The sequence below is a fragment of the Paenibacillus sp. SJS-P3 genome (genome assembly GCF_056711585.1).
On the sequence record NZ_CM160043.1, the window covers coordinates 3,085,378 to 3,103,318 of the forward strand.

13 protein-coding genes are annotated in these 17,941 nt (G+C 60.9%); all 13 read right to left on the reverse strand.

All coding sequences use genetic code 11. From position 1 onward, the window contains the following. Positions 1–77: 77 nt before the first annotated feature. Positions 78–1,184, reverse strand: coding sequence for an undecaprenyldiphospho-muramoylpentapeptide beta-N-acetylglucosaminyltransferase (gene murG / locus AC06G8_RS14300; RefSeq protein ID WP_447661424.1), 1,107 nt, complete (start codon positions 1,182–1,184; stop codon positions 78–80). A gap of 5 nt (positions 1,185–1,189) precedes the next feature. Then, positions 1,190–2,287 carry a stage V sporulation protein E gene (gene spoVE, locus AC06G8_RS14305; protein WP_447661425.1) on the reverse strand — a complete coding sequence of 366 codons (1,098 nt, stop codon included), beginning with the start codon at positions 2,285–2,287 and terminating at the stop codon, positions 1,190–1,192. A 44-nt stretch (positions 2,288–2,331) separates the two neighbouring features. Beyond that, on the reverse strand, positions 2,332–3,768 hold the full coding sequence (murD, locus tag AC06G8_RS14310) for a UDP-N-acetylmuramoyl-L-alanine--D-glutamate ligase (protein ID WP_480283129.1): 1,437 nt from the start codon (positions 3,766–3,768) through the stop codon (positions 2,332–2,334). Between the two features lie 296 nt (positions 3,769–4,064). Then, positions 4,065–5,036 (reverse strand): phospho-N-acetylmuramoyl-pentapeptide-transferase, encoded by a 972-nt coding sequence (gene mraY, locus AC06G8_RS14315; RefSeq protein ID WP_447661427.1) that lies wholly within the window; start codon positions 5,034–5,036, stop codon positions 4,065–4,067. An 18-nt stretch (positions 5,037–5,054) separates the two neighbouring features. Then, entirely contained in the window at positions 5,055–6,539 is a 1,485-nt protein-coding gene (locus tag AC06G8_RS14320) for a UDP-N-acetylmuramoyl-tripeptide--D-alanyl-D-alanine ligase (protein ID WP_480283130.1), read from the reverse strand. Next, positions 6,536–8,017, reverse strand: coding sequence for a UDP-N-acetylmuramoyl-L-alanyl-D-glutamate--2,6-diaminopimelate ligase (locus AC06G8_RS14325; protein WP_480283131.1), 1,482 nt, complete (start codon positions 8,015–8,017; stop codon positions 6,536–6,538). Before AC06G8_RS14325 ends, AC06G8_RS14320 begins: the two co-directional genes overlap by 4 nt. A gap of 181 nt (positions 8,018–8,198) precedes the next feature. Further along, positions 8,199–10,154 (reverse strand): stage V sporulation protein D, encoded by a 1,956-nt coding sequence (locus AC06G8_RS14330; RefSeq protein ID WP_447661430.1) that lies wholly within the window; start codon positions 10,152–10,154, stop codon positions 8,199–8,201. Positions 10,155–10,329: 175 nt separating this feature from the next. Next, on the reverse strand, positions 10,330–12,645 hold the full coding sequence (locus AC06G8_RS14335) for a penicillin-binding transpeptidase domain-containing protein (RefSeq protein ID WP_480283132.1): 2,316 nt from the start codon (positions 12,643–12,645) through the stop codon (positions 10,330–10,332). Between the two features lie 5 nt (positions 12,646–12,650). Further along, positions 12,651–13,034, reverse strand: coding sequence for a cell division protein FtsL (locus AC06G8_RS14340; RefSeq protein WP_480283133.1), 384 nt, complete (start codon positions 13,032–13,034; stop codon positions 12,651–12,653). A gap of 125 nt (positions 13,035–13,159) precedes the next feature. Further along, a complete protein-coding gene (rsmH, locus tag AC06G8_RS14345; protein WP_447661433.1) occupies positions 13,160–14,116 on the reverse strand; it encodes a 16S rRNA (cytosine(1402)-N(4))-methyltransferase RsmH in 957 nt (318 codons plus the stop codon). A gap of 76 nt (positions 14,117–14,192) precedes the next feature. Further along, the gene (mraZ, locus tag AC06G8_RS14350) at positions 14,193–14,630 is read right to left on the reverse strand and encodes a division/cell wall cluster transcriptional repressor MraZ (RefSeq protein WP_447661434.1); all 438 of its coding nucleotides are present in this window, start codon (positions 14,628–14,630) and stop codon (positions 14,193–14,195) included. Between the two features lie 282 nt (positions 14,631–14,912). Continuing rightward, positions 14,913–16,178 carry an adenosylhomocysteinase gene (locus AC06G8_RS14355; RefSeq protein ID WP_447661435.1) on the reverse strand — a complete coding sequence of 422 codons (1,266 nt, stop codon included), beginning with the start codon at positions 16,176–16,178 and terminating at the stop codon, positions 14,913–14,915. A gap of 60 nt (positions 16,179–16,238) precedes the next feature. Next, positions 16,239–17,891 (reverse strand): bacillithiol biosynthesis cysteine-adding enzyme BshC, encoded by a 1,653-nt coding sequence (bshC, locus tag AC06G8_RS14360; protein ID WP_480283134.1) that lies wholly within the window; start codon positions 17,889–17,891, stop codon positions 16,239–16,241. Positions 17,892–17,941: the final 50 nt, after the last annotated feature.

A 17,941-nucleotide genomic window follows, 5' to 3' on the forward strand; every position in this document is an offset into this window, starting at 1 on the left:
GACACGATTATGCTGATATTCTATGCCTTCCCGGGCTCTATGGTGACAGGAGCCCGCCCGCGCCCGCTTCTTGCCTCTTATTTCTTTGCCAGCCTTCGCAGTTCCGCAGTCAGGATCGAAGCGGAGCCCGGCATGCCGAGCTTCCGCGCCGCCTCCTTCATCCGCTGCAGTCCGGCGCTGTCCTGCAATATCGCTTCGATGCGGCTCCATAGGCCGTCACCGCTGAGTTCACGCTCAAGCACCAGCTCGGCCGCCCCCGCGTCTGCGAGACTGCGGGCGTTGGCTTCCTGATGGTTATTCGTCACATTTGGCGACGGAATTAAGATGGACGGCAATCCAAGCGCCGTCAGCTCGGCCAGCGACGATGCGCCGGCTCGCCCGACGACCAGCGTGGAAGCAGCCAGCACCTCGGGCATGTTATGGAGATAAGGCAGGACATGAAGATGATTGGTGATGCCTGGCGCCGCCTCCTTGATGGCCGCGGAGGTGCGTTCGTAATAGCTTTCTCCGGTGACAAAAACATAATGGACGGCTCTGGAGCGGGCCGCGGCCGGCGCCATGGCGACCATCGCGTCATTGATGGCCTGCGCCCCCCTGCTGCCGCCTACGACGAGCACGATGCGGCTCCCCTCGGCGATGCCGAGCGAAGCGTAGCCTTTGCTGCGGCTCGCCCTGACGACATGGGAAGCGCATGGGTTGCCGGCATAGACGGTGCGCTTCGCCTTGCCGAATGAAGCGGTCGAAGCTTCGAAGCTTACCGCCACGCAATCGGCGTAACGGGACAAAAACTTGTTGGTCAGCCCTGGAATGGCATTCTGCTCATGGACGAGCGTCGGAATGCCGAGCCTCGCGGCTGCATACATGACGGGCCCGCATACATAACCGCCGGTCCCTACGACCGCGTCGGGCTTGAAAGCCTTCAGCAGCTCCTTGGACTGGCTGACCCCCTTCATGAAGCGGATGACGGTCCTGACGTTCTCGACCGACAGCTTGCGCCTGAAGCCGGTGATTTCCACCGCTTCGAAGCGCACTCCCGCCTCCGGCACGATCCGGCTCTCAAGCCCGCGGCTCGTGCCGATATAGAGCAGCTCCGTCCGAGGCTCTTCCTGCTGCATCTGCTTGCCGATGGCCAGGGCGGGATAGATATGCCCCCCGGTTCCTCCGCCGGTCAGTACGATTCGCATGATGTTCACCTCGAGTAACGGGATATATTGAGCAAAATTCCTAGTGCGGTCAAAAGCAGAGTCAAAGAAGATCCGCCGTAGCTGACGAGCGGCAGCGTGATGCCTGTGACCGGCATGAGGCCGATGACGACGCCGATGTTGATCAGCACCTGCACGGCGACGATGCCGGTAATGCCTGCCGCCAGCAGGCTGCCGAACGTATCCGGGGCATAGATGGCTGCCCGCATCCCTCTCCAGACCAGGATCAGGAACAGGAAGATCATAGCGCCTCCCCCGATGAAGCCGAGCTCCTCCGCCAGGATCGAGAAAATGAAGTCGGTCTGCGGCTCAGGCAGGTAGCTGTACTTCTGCCGGCTCATGCCGAGGCCGAGGCCGACAAGCCCGCCCGGGGCGATCGCATACAGGGACTGGATGATCTGGTAGCCGGCGCCGAGCGGATCCTGCCAAGGATCCAGGAACGACGTGATCCGCTTGAGCCGGTAAGGCGCCGCCAGGATGAGGCCGACGAATCCCGCCGCCCCGATCATCGCCAGTCCGCCGAGATGCTTCAGCCGGGCTCCCGCGACGAACAGCACGAGCAGCGAAGCGCCCATCATGACGCTGCCCGTCCCGAGATCCGGCTGCAGCATGATCATGCCGAAGGCCGTTCCCATGAGAGCGAGCGGCGGCAGCAGTCCTTTGGCGAACAGCGTGATCCGCTGCTGGTTGTCGGACATCAGCTTGGCGAGGAACAGAATCATGCCGAGCTTCATGAACTCCGACGGTTGAATGCCGAAGGAGCTGATGCCGAGCCAGCTGCGGGCGCCGCCGCGAACGACGCCGACGCCGGGAATAAGCACTAGGACCAGCAGCCCGAAGCAGATCAGCAGGACCGGCTTCGCGTATTTTTTCCAGACATGATAGTCGGCGTTCATCGTGAAGATCAGGGCTCCGATGCCGAGAACGGCAAAGATCGCCTGGCGCTTGACGAAATAGTAGGGATCGCCGAATTCCTGGAACGCACGGACCGCGCTTGCGCTGTAGACCATGACGAGTCCAAGGGAAAGAATCAATGCTATCGCTCCGACTAGCCATACGTCCGGAGCCGACCGGACTTTGGGCATGACGCACCACCTCAGGCATGGGAAAGTAGGGACAAGCCCCCTACTTACAAGGTATGCGCCGATTCCTTAAACATGCGCCCGCGGTCTTCATAGGAAGGGAACATGTCCCAGCTCGCGCAAGCCGGCGAGAGCAGGACTGCGTCTCCCGGCGAAGCGAGCCGGGCTGCGGCTTCCGTCGCTTGGCGGATGGCGGATTCGGCGTCACCTTCAGCATCGACCACCGCCACATTCGCCATACCCGCCAGCTCCGCCACCCGCGCGAGCTTGCCGCGGGTCTCGCCGATCAGGACGAGCCCCTTGATCTTGCCGGATCCGAACAGCGGCAGCAGCTCCATGTAGTCGGAGCCGCGGTCGAGTCCGCCCGCGATCAGGATCAAGGGCTGCTGAAACGATCCGGTCGCCATGAGCGTTGCGACCGGGTTCGTCGCTTTGGAGTCGTTGTAGTAGCGGACTCCCGCTGCTTCGAGCACGAACTCGAGACGATGCTCCACGCCCCCGAAGTATCGGAGAGGAGCCGCCAGCAAGGCCGGCTCGACGCCGATCGCGATGCACGCGGCGACGGCGGCCAGCGCGTTCCCCGCGTTATGCCTTCCCGGAACGCCGAGCTCCCGGACGGCGAGTATGGCCTGCTCAGTCCCGTCCCCGCTGCGGTATACGATCATCCGCTCCGGCTCGCCGGCGTTGTCCGGCGCACCGGCGGCTTCGTAAGGAGGCTCGATGCAGACGCCGCTCTCGAGCCTGCGATAGAGCGAGAACGGAATCAGGCGCGACTTCAGGCCGGCTTCGATCGCCGCGCAAGCCGGGTCGTCGGCATTCAGCACGGCTGTATCCTGCTCCGTCTGGTTCGCGAACAATTTCGCTTTGGAGGCGACGTAGTCGTCCATCGAGCCATGATAATCCAGATGCGTCTCCGCGATATTCAGCAGCAGGCCGACCTGCGGCCGGAAGCTGCTCGTGCCCTTCAGCTGGAAGCTGCTGAGCTCGGCGACGAGTACATTGCCTGCATCCGCTTCTTCTGCCGCCTCGCACAGAGGCCGGCCGATGTTGCCCGCGACGATCGGGCGCCGGCCGGCCGCCTCCAGCATGCGGCCGATCCAGGTCGTCGTCGTCGTTTTGCCGTTGCTGCCGGTAATGCCGATGATCGGCGCCGGCGACAGCAGGCCCGCCACCTCGACCTCGGTCACGACCTCGACGCCCAGCGCAAGCGCCGCGGCGACAGGCGGAGCGTTGTACGGAATGCCCGGATTCTTCACGAGCAGAGCCGTCTGAGCGTCGACCAGATCGTCGGGATGATGCCCGCAGATGACTTCGATTCCGAGCGCGGCCAGCTCGGCGGCTTCGGGACTCTCTTCCGCAGGCTTGCGGTCATTGACCGTTACATTCGCTCCGAGGCGGTGGAACAGCCTGGCGACCGCGGCTCCGCTGCGCGCCAAGCCGAGCACGACGACGCGGCGATCCCGGTATGTGGACGGGTGATTCATGCCAATCTCTCCTTTTATCGAGCCCAACGGCTATGCCGTCCGTTGCCGGACGGAGTCTTTTCGAATGGATGAAAACAATAGGCTGCAGTTCAACAATGTTCAGGGCCGCAGTCATGCGGCACAACGGGTCCGATGCGTTCGTGCGCCGCCGGCTCCGCGTCTCTTCCGAAGGAAAAGAAAACGCCAAGCGAACGGCCTCATCCTCATGGAGAGAGAAGGTTCCGAACGCCCGGCGGCACTTGTAGCTATGCTGCGTCCGGCATTCGCTTCCCGTTAAGGGCGGCAGCAGCGGTTCGTCAGCCTCCGGTGACCCGGTATAGAACGAGACCGGCAGCAGCCAGCACGAGTCCGGCCGTCCAGAATACCGTAACGACCTTCCATTCCGACCATCCCGACAGCTCGAAATGATGGTGGATCGGGCTCATGCGGAATATCCGCTTGCCGCCCCGGAGCTTGAACGAGCCGACCTGGAGAATGACCGAGATCATCTCGAGGACGAATACGCCGCCGATCAGAATGAGCAGAATCTCCGTCTTGGTCAGGATCGCGACTGCCGCGAGGCCTCCGCCGATCCCGAGCGAGCCGGTATCGCCCATGAACACCTTGGCCGGATGCGCGTTGAAAATAAGAAATCCAAGCGCGGCTCCGACAAGCGCGGCCGAAAATACGGCGCTCTCGTGCTCCGTCGCCTGCATCGCGATGATGGTGAACGCCCCTGCCGCGATCGCGCTCGTCCCGGCCAGCAGGCCGTCCACTCCGTCCGTGAAGTTGACCGCATTGGTCGTGGCAAAAAAGATGATGACGACAAACGGATAATAAAGCCATCCGAGATCCCAGCTGAAATCCGTGCCGGGAACGACAATCTCCGTGCTCTGTCCCATCCGGTGCAGCAGCACGCAGACGATGATGCTGAAGAGCAGCTGCCCGGCAAGCTTCTGTCTGGCGGTCAAGCCAAGCGAGCGCTTGAGCACGATCTTGATGTAATCATCCATGAATCCGACCAGGCCGAAGCCGAGAGCGCCGACGAGCAGCACCCAGAATTCCGTCGTTTTCTCCGAGAACTTCAGGAAAGCGACGAGAATGGCGAGCATGATGATGATGCCGCCCATCGTCGGCGTTCCCGATTTTTTGAGATGGCTCTGAGGCCCTTCCGTGCGCACCTGCTGTCCGAACTTAAGCCGCCTCAGCAGGGGGATGAACAGAGGTCCGAGTATAACTGCTAGAAGAAACGATACGCCAAGTGTCATCAGTATGACCAGCATGTCCATGCTTTCACCCCCTCAAGGTCAGCGCTGAAGCGCTTCTACGACCCTTTCCATTTGCATCGTCCGGGATCCCTTCACCAGCACGAGATCGCGGGGATCAAGCTCGGCCGCAAGGGCGCCGATGAGGGAATCCTGGTCGTCGAAATGCCGCACCGCAGCCGCGGCCGACGAGCCGAAGGAAGCTGCCGCTCCTTCGGAAGTATTGATGGACAGGGCTCCGCAGGTGAGAACCGCGTCCGCCTTGTCCGGCGTAATGTAAGCGCCCGTCTCGCGATGCAGGGCTTCTTCGGCCGCGCCGAGCTCTCGCATGTCCGACAGCACGATCCATTTGCGGCGGTAGCCGGACAGCCCGGCTACGAGATCGACGGCCGCCCTGACGGCGGTCGGGTTGGCGTTGTAGGCGTCGTTGAGGATGAGCGCCCCGTTGGACGCCTTCATCGGCTGGATGCGCATGCCCGTCAGCTGCATCGACGCAAGGCCTGCGGCAGCCGCTTCAGGCGGGATGCCGCAAGCCGCCGCTGCGGCGATGGCCGCCAGCGCGTTATGGACATTGTGCACGCCGGGAACCGGAATCTCGACGCGCAGCGCATGGTACGACGGCGCGGCAGCCTTGCCGCCCGGCGAGTACGCCGCCGCGGCTCCGCTCTGCACCGAGAACGAAGTCGATACGGCGCCGACCTTGATGTCGGCCGCTCTCCAATCCGCCTTGGAAGAGGAGCCGAACGTCCGCACGACCGCATGTTCCGGCAAAGCCGTCTTCTTCAGCTGTTCCCGGATCAGAGGCTCATCCGCGCTGACGATCAGCAGTCCGCCCGGCTTCAGGCCCTCGGCGATCTCAAGCTTGGCTTCGGCGATCGCCTCTCTCGAGCCGAGCTGCAGCAGGTGGGCGTCGCCGATATTCGTAATGATCGCGATGTCCGGACGTGCTATTCCCGTCAGCAGGGCGATCTCGCGCAGTCCGCTCATGCCCATTTCCAGCACGGCCGCCTCCGTGTCTTCAGCGAGCGACAGCACGGTAAGAGGCAATCCGATGTGATTGTTCAGATTGCCGGCCGTTTTGTGCACCCGCAGCGTAGAGCCCAAGGCAGCGGCTACCATATCCTTGGTCGTCGTTTTGCCGTTGCTGCCGGTAATGCCGACAATGACCGTCTTGAGCTGGCTGCGGTAAGCTGCGGCTAGACGCTGCAGCGCGGCCAGCGGATCGTCGACCAGCACGAGCGGCTTGCCGGCAAGCGCGGCCGGGATGTCCCTGCCCTCTTGCCAGAACGAAGCCAAAGCCCCGTTGGCGAGCGCAGCTTCGGCATAGTGATGTCCGTCGAAATTATCCCCGGTCAAAGGGACGAACAAGCGGCCTTCGCCTGCCTCGCGGGAATCCCTGTATACGCCCCGTATGGACAGGTCGCTCCATTCCCCCGGCGCGGCGGCCGTATTGCCGGCAGCTATGTAACCAGGCCCGAGCCTGCCCGAGCTCATGGCTGCGATTTCGCTAAGCATCCGAGTAATCATTTTCGTAGTCCCCTTATCGCATCTCGGGCGACCAGGCGATCGTCGAAGTCATGCGAGACGGTCCCGACGATCTGATACGTTTCATGGCCTTTGCCCGCAATCAATACTACATCTCCCGGGCTTGCCATTTCAACCGCTTTTTCGATAGCGGTCCGGCGGTCCGTCTGGAGCTCGTAGCGGTCTGGCGGGACGCTCGCCTTCTGCAGCCCGACCTCGATGTCGAGCAGGATCGTATCCGGGTTTTCAGTCCGCGGATTGTCGGAAGTGACGATGGTGTAGTCCGCATAGCGGGAAGCGATCTCTCCCATGATCGGACGTTTCGTCCGGTCGCGGTCTCCCCCGCAGCCGAATACGCAGATGATTTTGCGCCCGGCGAATTCCTTGACGGCCTTCAGCACGTTCTCCAGCCCGTCCGGCGTATGGGCGTAATCGACGACGACGGCGAAGTCCTGGCCTTCGTTGACCGACTCCACTCGGCCCGGAACGCCGGAGACGCGCTCAAGGCTGGCCTTGATCTCCTCCAGGGGGATGCCTTCGATCAGGCCGGCCGCAAGGGCTGCCAGCGCGTTGTAGACGTTGAACTTGCCGACCATCTGCAGCGTGATGTCGGCGCTGCCCGCGAAAGTATCGACATGGAAGGATGTGCCTCCCGCCGCAATGGAGATCTCCGAAGCGCGCACATCGGCTTTCGATTCGACTCCGTAGGTGACGACTTCTGCGGAAGTGAGCGCGCGGAAGCGCTCCGCAGCCGGATCGTCGGCATTGAGCACGGCGTAGCTCTCCTCGCCGGAGCCGTATTCATTGCCCAGACGCGAGAACAGCAGGCCCTTGGCTTCACGGTACACGTCCATCGTGCCGTGATAGTCCAGATGGTCCTGCGTCAGGTTGGTGAATATGGCGGTGCGGTACCGGACTCCCTTCACCCTGCCTTGCTCGAGCGCATGGGAGGAAACCTCCATCACCGCATGCGTCGAGCCGGCCTCCAGCATGGCGGCCAGGTCGCGATGCAGGTTGAGCGCCTCCGGCGTCGTCCGGCTCATCGGGTAGGAACGGCCTCCGTAGCGCATTTCAATCGTGCCGATGACGCCGGGACGTTGGCCGCTGTCAGCGAGGATGCTTTCGATCAGGTAAGTGGTCGTCGTTTTGCCGTTGGTTCCCGTGACGCCGATGACCTTCAGCTTGCGGCTGGCATGTCCGTAGAAATAATCCGCTAGAACGGCCATGGCGAGCCGGCTGTCGTTCACGAGCAGCTGAGGCACGGCGAGATCGAGCCGCCTCTCCACGACAAGCGCGGCTGCTCCCTTCTCTACCGCCTGAGCGGCGAAGTCATGTCCGTCCTGGGTATGTCCGGGCAGACAGAGGAACAGGCTGCCGGGCTTGACCTCCCTGGAATCATGCTCGATTCCCGAGATCGGGACGCTGCCGTCTCCGATGAGCCGTGATGTGATGAGTTGCGATGCCAGTTGTTCCAAACGCATAGTCTTTCTCCTCTCTATTTGCTTCATAACGGTTGTCCGCTTGAACCTTCGGAGCGGGCTGATCGTGACGGCCGCTGCTGAACCCCGGATTCCCTTGCGCCTTCGTTTCGTTACGGGGAATCCGGGCTTCAAAGCCGAGCGCCCGCGCTTCTGCACGACCATTCGCATCGTCTGACGGGACTCAATGATCGGCGTGAGGATCCGCGTCGCTGGGAAGGTCGGCGTCGCTGCCGAGATAGATCCGGATCGTAGAGCCCTTGTCGACGCGGGCGCCGGCCGCCGGAGCCTGCCGGATGACCGTATTGCCGCTGCCGGCCGAGCTCAGGTTGAAGTTCATGTTCATGTCCTCGTAGATGTCGGAGACGGTTTTGCCGACGATGTTCGGGACCGTCACGATCGTAGTCTCGCCGTATTTGTACTTTTTGCCGATCTGGGCGGAGCTTTTGGGAACACCCATATATTGAAGGGAGTCTTCCAGAATGTTCCTCACGATCGGCGCGGCTACGACGCCGCCGAACTGGATGCCCTGCGGATTGTCGACCGCAACGTACACGACGATCTTCGGATTGTCGGCCGGAGCGACGCCTATGAACGAGACGATATGCTCATTGGGAGAATAGCGGCCGTTGATGACCTTCTGGGCCGTGCCCGTCTTGCCGCCGACGCGATAGCCGTCGATGAAGGCGTTGCCGCCCGTGCCGAGCGCCACGACGCTCTCCAGCGCTTCGCGGACCTGCGCGCTCGTCTTCTCGGAGATGACTTTGCGCACCGGCTGAGGCTGGATTTCCTGCACGACCTTGCCGGTCTCCGGATTGGTCCATGCCTTGGCCAGATGAGGCTCATACAGCGTGCCGCCGTTCACGGCAGCGGACACCGCAGCGATCTGCTGGATCGGCGTCACCGATACTCCTTGGCCGAATGCGGTCGTCGCGAGCTCTACAGGCCCGACCCGGCTCAGCTTGAACAGGATGCCGTTCTCCTCGCCTCCGAGATCGATGCCCGTCTTCTCGCCGAAGCCGAAGTCCTTAATATACTTGAACAGCGTCTCTTTGCCAAGCCGATTGCCGAGCGCCACGAAGCCCGGGTTGCATGAATTCTGCACCACTTCAAGGAAAGTCTGGCTTCCATGTCCCCCTTTTTTCCAGCAGCGCAGCCTGGCGCCGCCGATCTCCACCGCTCCCGGATCGAAGAAATGCTCGTTCTTGAGATTGACCTTGCCTTCCTCCAGAGCGGCGGACAGGGTGATGATCTTGAATGTCGATCCAGGCTCGTAGGTCATCCATATCGGCAGGATCCGATTATACACTTCGGCCGGATACGCATTGTAATTGCCCGGCTCGAAGGTCGGGCGGCTCGCCATTCCGAGCACTTCTCCGGTATTGGGATCCATCGCGATGGCGATGGCGTCGTTGGCCTTGTACTTGGTCATGGCCTGGTCGAGCTCCCGCTCCATGATCGTCTGGATCTGCTTGTCGATCGTCAGCTCCAGATTCAGCCCGTCCGTCGGCGCCTGGTAGCGGTCCGACGAGCCCGGCATCATCTCTCCTTTGGCGTCGGACAGATAGGAGATGCTGCCCTTGACTCCCTTGAGCTTGTCGTCGTATTTCTTCTCGATGCCGGTAAGCCCGCCGTCGACCCCCGTGATGCCGAGCACGCTCGCCGCAAGCTCGCCGAACGGATAATAGCGCTTGTTGTCCTCGGCGACGACGATGCCCGGCAAGCCGAGCTTCTTGATCTCCAGCGCCTTGTCCAGGGAAATCTTGCGGCCCTCGGGCTTGATGATGACGCTCATGGCCTTCTTCTTGAGCAAGCCGAGCAGCTTCGTCTCCGAGATGCCGAGGACGGGGGCGAGAGTTTTTGCCGTGCCTTCCTTGTCCTTGACCTGCACCGGAATAGCGACAATCGTCGGCGAGCTGACGTTGTAGGCCAGCTTCGTGCCGTTGCGGTCCGTAATATCCCCGCGGTTGGGGGCGAATGCGACTTCGCGCCTCCAGTTGTCCTCCGCCTTGGCCGACAGCTCTCCGCCGCGGACCAGCTGGACATAGCCGAGCCGGACGATAAGCGCGACAAAACCGACCAGAACGATGACAAGTGCTAGAAAGAGGCGGCGCCTCAAGGTGACATTGGAAACTTTCATCCGCACGTTCCCCTCTCGTCCGTTAACATGGGACAGGTACTGTCCGTACAAGTTAACGTATTCGGGAAAGCAGCGACGTATGCCAAGCCCTTTGCGGCCGGCTTCCGCCAGCCTCGGGAACCAGCCGCCAGCCGGACCCGCAAGCAGCGTCAGCGATGCCGGCCTGTCAGTCCGCTCAACCGCCGCCGGCTGGAGGAGAGCTTCCTTCGCTGCCGCTGGAGTCATCCGGCTTGCCGCCGGTTGCATCCGCTCCGCCGCCCTGCTTCGCATCGCCAGAGGAGCTTCCGCCAGCCGCGGCTGAACCCGCAGCGGAGGTATCTGTTGCCTCTTCGCCCGCCGGAGGCTTCAGGATCAGCTTGACGACAGGCTCCCCGTTCAGCTTGGCCTCCATCTGGGAGATGACGAAGCCTTCGCCTTCCGTCACGCATTTGCGGCCGACGGAGCTGCACAGCTGCAGCGCCTCGCGCAGCGACGAGCCTGCCAGGGAAGGCAGCTGCAGCTTGTTCTCCTCCTCCGTCACCAGATAGACGCTCTGGCTGTCCGAGACGATCGTCCCGGCGGCGGGCATCTGCTTCAGCACGCTGGCGCCTTTGCCGACGGCCTTCGAAGCCAATCCTCTCGCCTTCAGCTCCTGCTGCGCTTTTGCAAGCGTCAGCCCTGTAAGATCCGGCACCGTCAGCGGCTGCTTCTTGTCCTGGGACGGCGGCACGCTCGCGTCAGGCTTGACGCCCATATAGCGCAGGCTCTGCGTGACGATCTTCTTGAATACCGGAGCGGCGATCTTGCCGCCGCCGGGGTCCGGGACGCTGGGCGAATCCACGATGACGTATACAACGAAGCGCGGGTTGCTCACCGGAGCATACCCGATGAACGAAACGACGTATTTGTCCTTGGAATAGGTCCCGTTGACGATTTTCTGGGCGGTGCCGGTCTTGCCGGCTACCCTGTAGCCGGGAATGGCGGCATTGCGGCCGGTGCCGATCTTGCTGTCGGACACGACCTGCTCCAGGAAGCCGCTCGTAAGCTTCGAGGTTTCCGCCGTGACGACCTGGCGGACCTGCTCCTTCTGCGTTTCCGTCTTCTTGTCCGCGGCCGGATCGTCGATTTCCTTGACGATATGCGGCTTCAGCAGCTTGCCGCCGTTGGCGACGGCGGCGACGGCCGCCACCTGCTGGATCGGCGTCACCGATACCGGACCTTGCCCGAAGGAAGCGCGGGCGACGTCGGACATGCCCTGGATGTTGAGGCTGCCGCGCACCTCCTGCTTGATCTCAATGCCGGTTTTGGTGCCGAAGCCGAAGTTGCTGATATAATCCGTCAGCTTCACCTTGCCGAGCCGTTCCATTCCGAGATGGACGAAAGCGACGTTGCTCGAGCGCTTCAGCCCTTCCAGATAGGTGATCGGCCCCCATCCCGAGCGCTTGATGTCGTACACATCCTGACCCGGCACCGAGATCCGGCCGGACATATACTCCTCGTTCGGATTGAACATCTTCTCCTGTACGGCTCCGGCCAGCGTCACGATCTTGAACGTCGAGCCCGGCTCGTAGGTTCCGCCGACAGCGAGATTGTTGAAATTGATCGGGTTCGACGACGAATACGAATTGGGATCGAAGGTCGGCAGATTCGCCATCCCCAGAACCTCCATCGAATTCGGATCGGCCACTATCGCCGTGATGCTCTGCGGCTTGTACAGGTCATAGGCTTCCTGGATCGCGTCCTGGACATAATGCTGTATCTCGTTGTCGATCGTCAGCTTGATGTTCTTGCCGTTCACGGCAGGTACGAGCTTGGCCGTCCCGTTGTCCACCTGAACCCGGTTGCCGTCCTTTTCGTACACGATCTTGCCATCGGTTCCCTTGAGGACGTCGTTGAAATCCGCCTCGAGGCCGATGACCGGATCGCCCTGCTTGTTGACGAAGCCGAGCAGATGCGCCGCAAGCGTATTGTTCGGGTAGAGCCGCTTGGAGCCTTTGATCAGCGTAATGCCCATGTCGCTGCCGCTGATCTTCTTGCCCCGCTTTTCTTCCAGATCCTTCTTGATCTGCACGCTGAGGTTGGCCACCTCGTCGGACTTCTTCTTCTCGATGTTGAGCCCTTCCGGCCTCAGCTCGCGGTACTGGGAATATTCCCCTTTGGCATTGCGGAAGCTCACCTGCTTGACAATGTCGGCCTTGGGCTTGCCCAGTATTTTCGAGAGCCCGTCCGCCACCTGATCCTCGATGCCGAGCTCCTGAATGACCTTGGGATTGACAACGACGGTATAGGCGGGAATGTTCATCGCCAGAAGGTTGCCGTTGCGGTCCGTGATCGTCCCGCGTTCCGCCGGAATCGTATCGGATGCCGCCCAGATCTTCTTCGCCTCGCCGAGCCAGAAGTCGGCCTTGACGACCTGAACCCAGAAGATGCGGGTAAATAAAACAAGAAAAAGGAGGGTGATAAGCCCTCCGACGAACAGCGTGCGCAGTTTGATTCGCTTGACGGTATCCATGGCTGCTACCTTCCCGTCGTAGCGGAGGCTGCTTCCTCAGTGCCGGCTGGCTCCGGCTCGATCATGCCCTGCGCGATCGCCATGGCGCGGATCCGGTCCGGATCGTTCAGCTTGGCAAGCTCCGCTTGCAGCACTTTCATATCCACGACCGACTCCGCATAAGTGGCGTCCATCGTCTTGATCTGAAGCTGCATGCGGTAGTCCTGCGAATAACGGAAAATGATAAGGACGACAAGGCCGACGATAACAGCTACCGAGAACAGGTAGCGAAGCATTTCAGCCGGAGGAATCATCCTCCTGACCTTCACGACTGTTTTTGTCTCTTTTACCGGCTGCTGTTCCGGCTTTCGTTTGGGCTGCAGCGCCAGGTTGCCGCTCGTGTAAGCCAAAGCTGATTCCCCTCCTGCAAGTTGATTCAATTTCATTGCGTCATGGTGAAAATGAAACCACCTGGAATTTTATGTGCGAAATTCCAGAGATCCGGGAGCGGCTTGCCGGAAGCAGCATCTCCGGCTTACAGCTTCTCGGCGACTCTGAGCTTCGCCGACCGGGATCTAGGGTTCGCCTCAAGCTCTTCCTCGCCCGGCAGGACCGGCTTGCGGGTAATGAGCTTGAGCGTGCCGGTGCCTCCGCATACGCATTTCGGAAAATCCGGCGGACAAGTGCATTTCTCCAGATAACCGGCGAAAAGCTGCTTGCAGATCCGGTCTTCGAGCGAGTGGAACGTGATGACGGATACACGTCCCTTGGGAGCAAGGCAGGCAACGGCCTGTTCGAGCGCTTCCTCCTCCGCTCCGAGCTCGTCGTTGACTGCGATCCGGAGCGCCTGGAACGTACGCTTGGCCGGATGGCCTCCCGTGCGCCGGGCCGCTGCCGGTATGCCCGACTTGATGAGCTCGACCAGCTCCCCCGTCGTTTTGATCTCCTCGGACTGCCGCTGCTTGATGATCGCGCGGGCGATCTGCCTGGAGAATTTCTCTTCCCCATAGCGGTAGAAAATCCGCGCCAGCTCGCTTTCTTCCCAGTGGTTCAGAATTTCATGCGCCGTGAGCTCTGCCTCGCGGTCCATTCTCATGTCCAGAGGAGCATCATGATTGTAGCTGAAGCCGCGCTCGGCCTCGTCGAGCTGCGGGCTGGATACGCCAAGATCGAACAGGATCCCGTCTACTTGCGGCACGCCTTTCTCGTTCTTCGGTATATCAGCAAGCATGGTCAGCTGTTCCTGCAAATAACGGAAATTGCTCCGGACAAGCGTCACTCGGTCCATGTAAGGAGCCAGCCTGATCTTCGCGTTGTCATGAGCCCAGTCGTCCTGGTCGAAGGCGATCAGCCTGCCTTTGCCGGAGAGCCGGGAAGCGATCAGTTCGCTATGCCCCGCGCCCCCGAGCGTGCAGTCGACGTAAATGCCGTCAGGACGGATATTCAGGCCCTCTACGGCCTCTTCCTTGAGTACGGTAATGTGATGAAACAAAGGGGTGTCCTCCTGATGATTCTTGATGACTGACTAGGATGCACAACGATACTTAATCCGAAAATAATGTCGTGAATCAGAAATTAATGTCGAAATCGGTCAATTTTTCTGCGATTTCGTTGAACGTATCCTCGGACTGCTGATAGTAGCCTTCCCACACCGGCTTGCTCCAAATTTCCACCCGGCTGGATACGCCGAGCACCATGCAATCCTTCTGCAGCTTGGCATACTCCGTCAGATGGCTAGGCAAATTTACCCTTCCCTGTTTGTCGAGCTCCAATTCGACGGCCCCGGAAAAGAAGAACCTGCTGAACGCCCGCGCATCCGCCTTCATCAGCGGCAAGCGGCGGATCTTCTGCTCGAGCTCGCTCCATTCGGCTTGGGGATATACGAATAAGCAGTTGTCCAGGCCTCGGGTGGCGATAAAGGTAGAGCCGAGAGCATCGCGGAATTTGGATGGAATCGTGAGCCGGCCTTTGTCGTCCAAGCTGTGCTGGTGTTCTCCCAGAAACATCGGCGCCCCACTCCCTCCCCCTATTCCACCACTTTGCCCCACTTCTCCCCACTAGCAAATTGGTATTCGCCGTCTGAACTCTATTTCCTCTTTCAAAACGAAGATTTGGCCAAACTTTTTCACCTAAAAATTTTCTCATTGTTGAAACTTTTCGCCTCATGATCTCGTGTATCTTGTTCTCGTTACGGGATTATCAGCATCCTGTTTACAGGGGAAAGAACAAGAACGAAAAAAATCCACACTAAAAAAAGCCGCCCCCCGCAGGGACGGCTCATGCAGCGGTCAGGAAGACCAGCTGTCCAAATATTTGATCTGCTCTTCGGAGAGCGAGTCGATCCCGATGCCGAGCGCGCTCAGCTTCGTTCTCGCAACTCTTTCATCCAGCTCGTAAGGAACGTTGATGACCTTGGCCCCAAGCTCCTTGTAGGAATCGTTGACGTATTTGAGAGAGACCGCCTGCAGCGCGAAGGTCATGTCCATGATCTCGGCCGGATGGCCGTCGCCCGCGGCGAGGTTGACGAGGCGGCCTTCTGCGAGGACGTAGATGCTACGTCCGTCTTCAAGCTTGTACTCCTCGATGTTCTTGCGGACAGTGCGGATCTCGGAAGCGAGGGCAGCCAGATCGGGCTTGCTGAACTCGACGTCGAAATGGCCCGCGTTCGCAAGGATGGCGCCGTTTTTCATGACCGGGTAGTGTTCGCCGTTGATGACGGCCTTGTTGCCGGTTACGGTAATGAACATTTCTCCCAGCTTGGCGGCCTCGATCATCGGCATGACCTGGAATCCGTCCATGTAGGCTTCGACCGCCTTGATCGCGTCGACCTCGGTTACGATGACGTTGGCGCCCAGTCCCTTGGCCCGCATCGCCACGCCCTTGCCGCACCAGCCATAGCCGACGACGACGACCGTCTTGCCCGATACGACCAGATTGGTCGTGCGGATCAGGCCGTCCCAGGCGGATTGGCCGGTTCCGTAGCGATTGTCGAACAGATGCTTGCAGTAGGCGTCGTTGACCGCTATCATCGGGAACTTCAGCGTGCCTTCCTTCTGCAGCGCCTTCAGCTTGATGATGCCCGTCGTCGTCTCTTCCGCGCCGCCGCGGATGTTCTCCATCAGATCGGGACGCTCGGAATGCAGGATGGTGGCGAAGTCGCCGCCGTCGTCGATGATGAGGTCAGGCTTGCTCTCGAGCGCCCGGACCATCAAGTCCTTGAATTCCTGAGGACCCGGATTGTATTTGGCGAACACGGTGATGCCCGCTTCCACGAGCGCCGCGCAGACATCATCCTGGGTGGACAGCGGATTGCTGCCCGTTATGGTCACCTCGGCTCCGCCGGCCTGGACCACTTCCGCCAGATAAGCCGTCTTGGCTTCCAGATGGAGGCAGATCGATACCTTCAGCCCTTTGAACGGCTGTTCCTTCTCGAACTGGGCGCGGATTTCGTTCAATACCGGCATATGGGCCTGAACCCAGTCGATTTTGAGCCGGCCTTCCGCCGCCAGCGATCTGTCGGCCACGATGCTGACTTCTTTGGCGTTGATTGTCATAGCTCATTCACACCTTCCATGATTCCATTCTGATGTCGGGCGGCGCCAGGCCGCCGCTGCTTACAAGCGTACCAGCCTATGTCCCGCGCAAGGCTCGAAAGGAGCGGCGAGCAAAACGTCCAGCCATCTGCGGCCGTATACGTTCAGATAATATACGGATGCCAGAACCCGCTCCTGCGGACGCCCTTCCGGACATACTGCTGTTCCGAGCGCATCCATCCGGTCCAGAGCGGTCTGCTCCCTGCTCTCCAGCGCTTTTTTGGTCTTGTCTTCCATGTACTGGATTTCACGTGCGATCCGGCTCCAGTTGTTCTCGCCAAGATCGGCCAAACCCTTCTCCACGGATGCGGCCATCGCCAGCGCAGGGCTGTAGGCGTCCTGCATGCGGAGCAGCGCTTCCCGGAAGCGCTCGCTGATGCCGTAATGGCCGCTGCCGGCGAGCCACTGCTGCTTCTTGGCTTCTATTCCGCCGAGAGCGTCTTCAAAGGAGATTCCGTACGTCTCCATCGTTTTGGCCGCCGCCGGTTCCAGCAGCGTGAAGGAGAGGCGCGGCGTCAGGATCGGCATTTCCATCCCAAGTTCGCGGAATGCGCCCCCGGTCTGAGCCCAATAGGCGATCTCACCGGGTCCCAGAACCGTCGACAGGACAGGGAACAGAAACTCCTGCATGAGAGGTCTCGTGAACACATTGTTGCTCAGCCGCTCAGGCTGCTGCTCGGCGATAGACGCCAGTTCGCGGGAACTGAGCGATACGAGTCCCTTGCGATCCTCGAAACGGTCGCCTCTACGGTGGAGGAGCACCCGCTCTTCGCTCCCCGTTTCTCCATATTCATGGAAGAGGAAAAGGTTGGCGCCTCCTTCCGCAAGGTCGGCCTGCGGCTTGTATCCAAGCTCTTCCACACTGGCGGTGCCCGCAAGGAATGCCTGCTCGAGCTGAGCGTTGCGCGATACGAGCTCGGAGAACATCGGCCCCTCCAGCTTGCGCAGTCCCGGATCGTCGGCATCGACGAGGAGCAGGCCCTTCTCTCCGAACAAGGCGTTCAGCATCAAGGCGAACAATTCCGTCAGCGTCCTGCAGCTCTGCGAGCCATGCCGCAGCTCGGCGCATAGCGCAAGCTTATGCGGGCTGTCGGGCAGAGCCGCTTCGAGCTGCGCCAGAGCCTCCTCCAGCGTCCGTGGATCCAGCTGCGTCCGGCTGACGGAAGAGCGGCCGCTACCCGGTCTTGGCGCGGACAGCTTCCGGGTCGCCGTTCCTCCGGCCTCAGGCACGAAAGTCTGGCTGGCCTCGTCCCAGTCGTGGTCCTCGCCTGCGATCCAAAACACCGGCACGACGGCCTCGCCGAGCAGGCGCGATGCCCATTCGGCGGTCTGCAGGATCGTCACCGCCTTATGTATGATCATCAAGGGACCGGTCCATAATACGGCCTGCTGGCCGCCGACGACGACGGGCGACCCTTTCTCCAGGAATTCCAGATTGGAGCGGACCTGTTCGGATAGTCCGAACGGCTCTTGATAGTTCTTCACTGCAGCAGCCACGCTTCGGCTGTCGGCACGCAAGCCTTCATGATTTCTGAGCCGGCGCAGCCGAGCTTTCCAATGTTCCTTATCAGCGGCATGATAGCCGAGCAGCGGCTCAAGCGCCTCGCGCTTGCGGCCGATGTAATCATCGGCAAGCGGCTGGCCAAAAGGCAGGCAAATCGTCTCCATATTCATCGGGTAACCTGCAACCCCCCAGCTGTAAATGCGAAGCTTTCGCTACGATT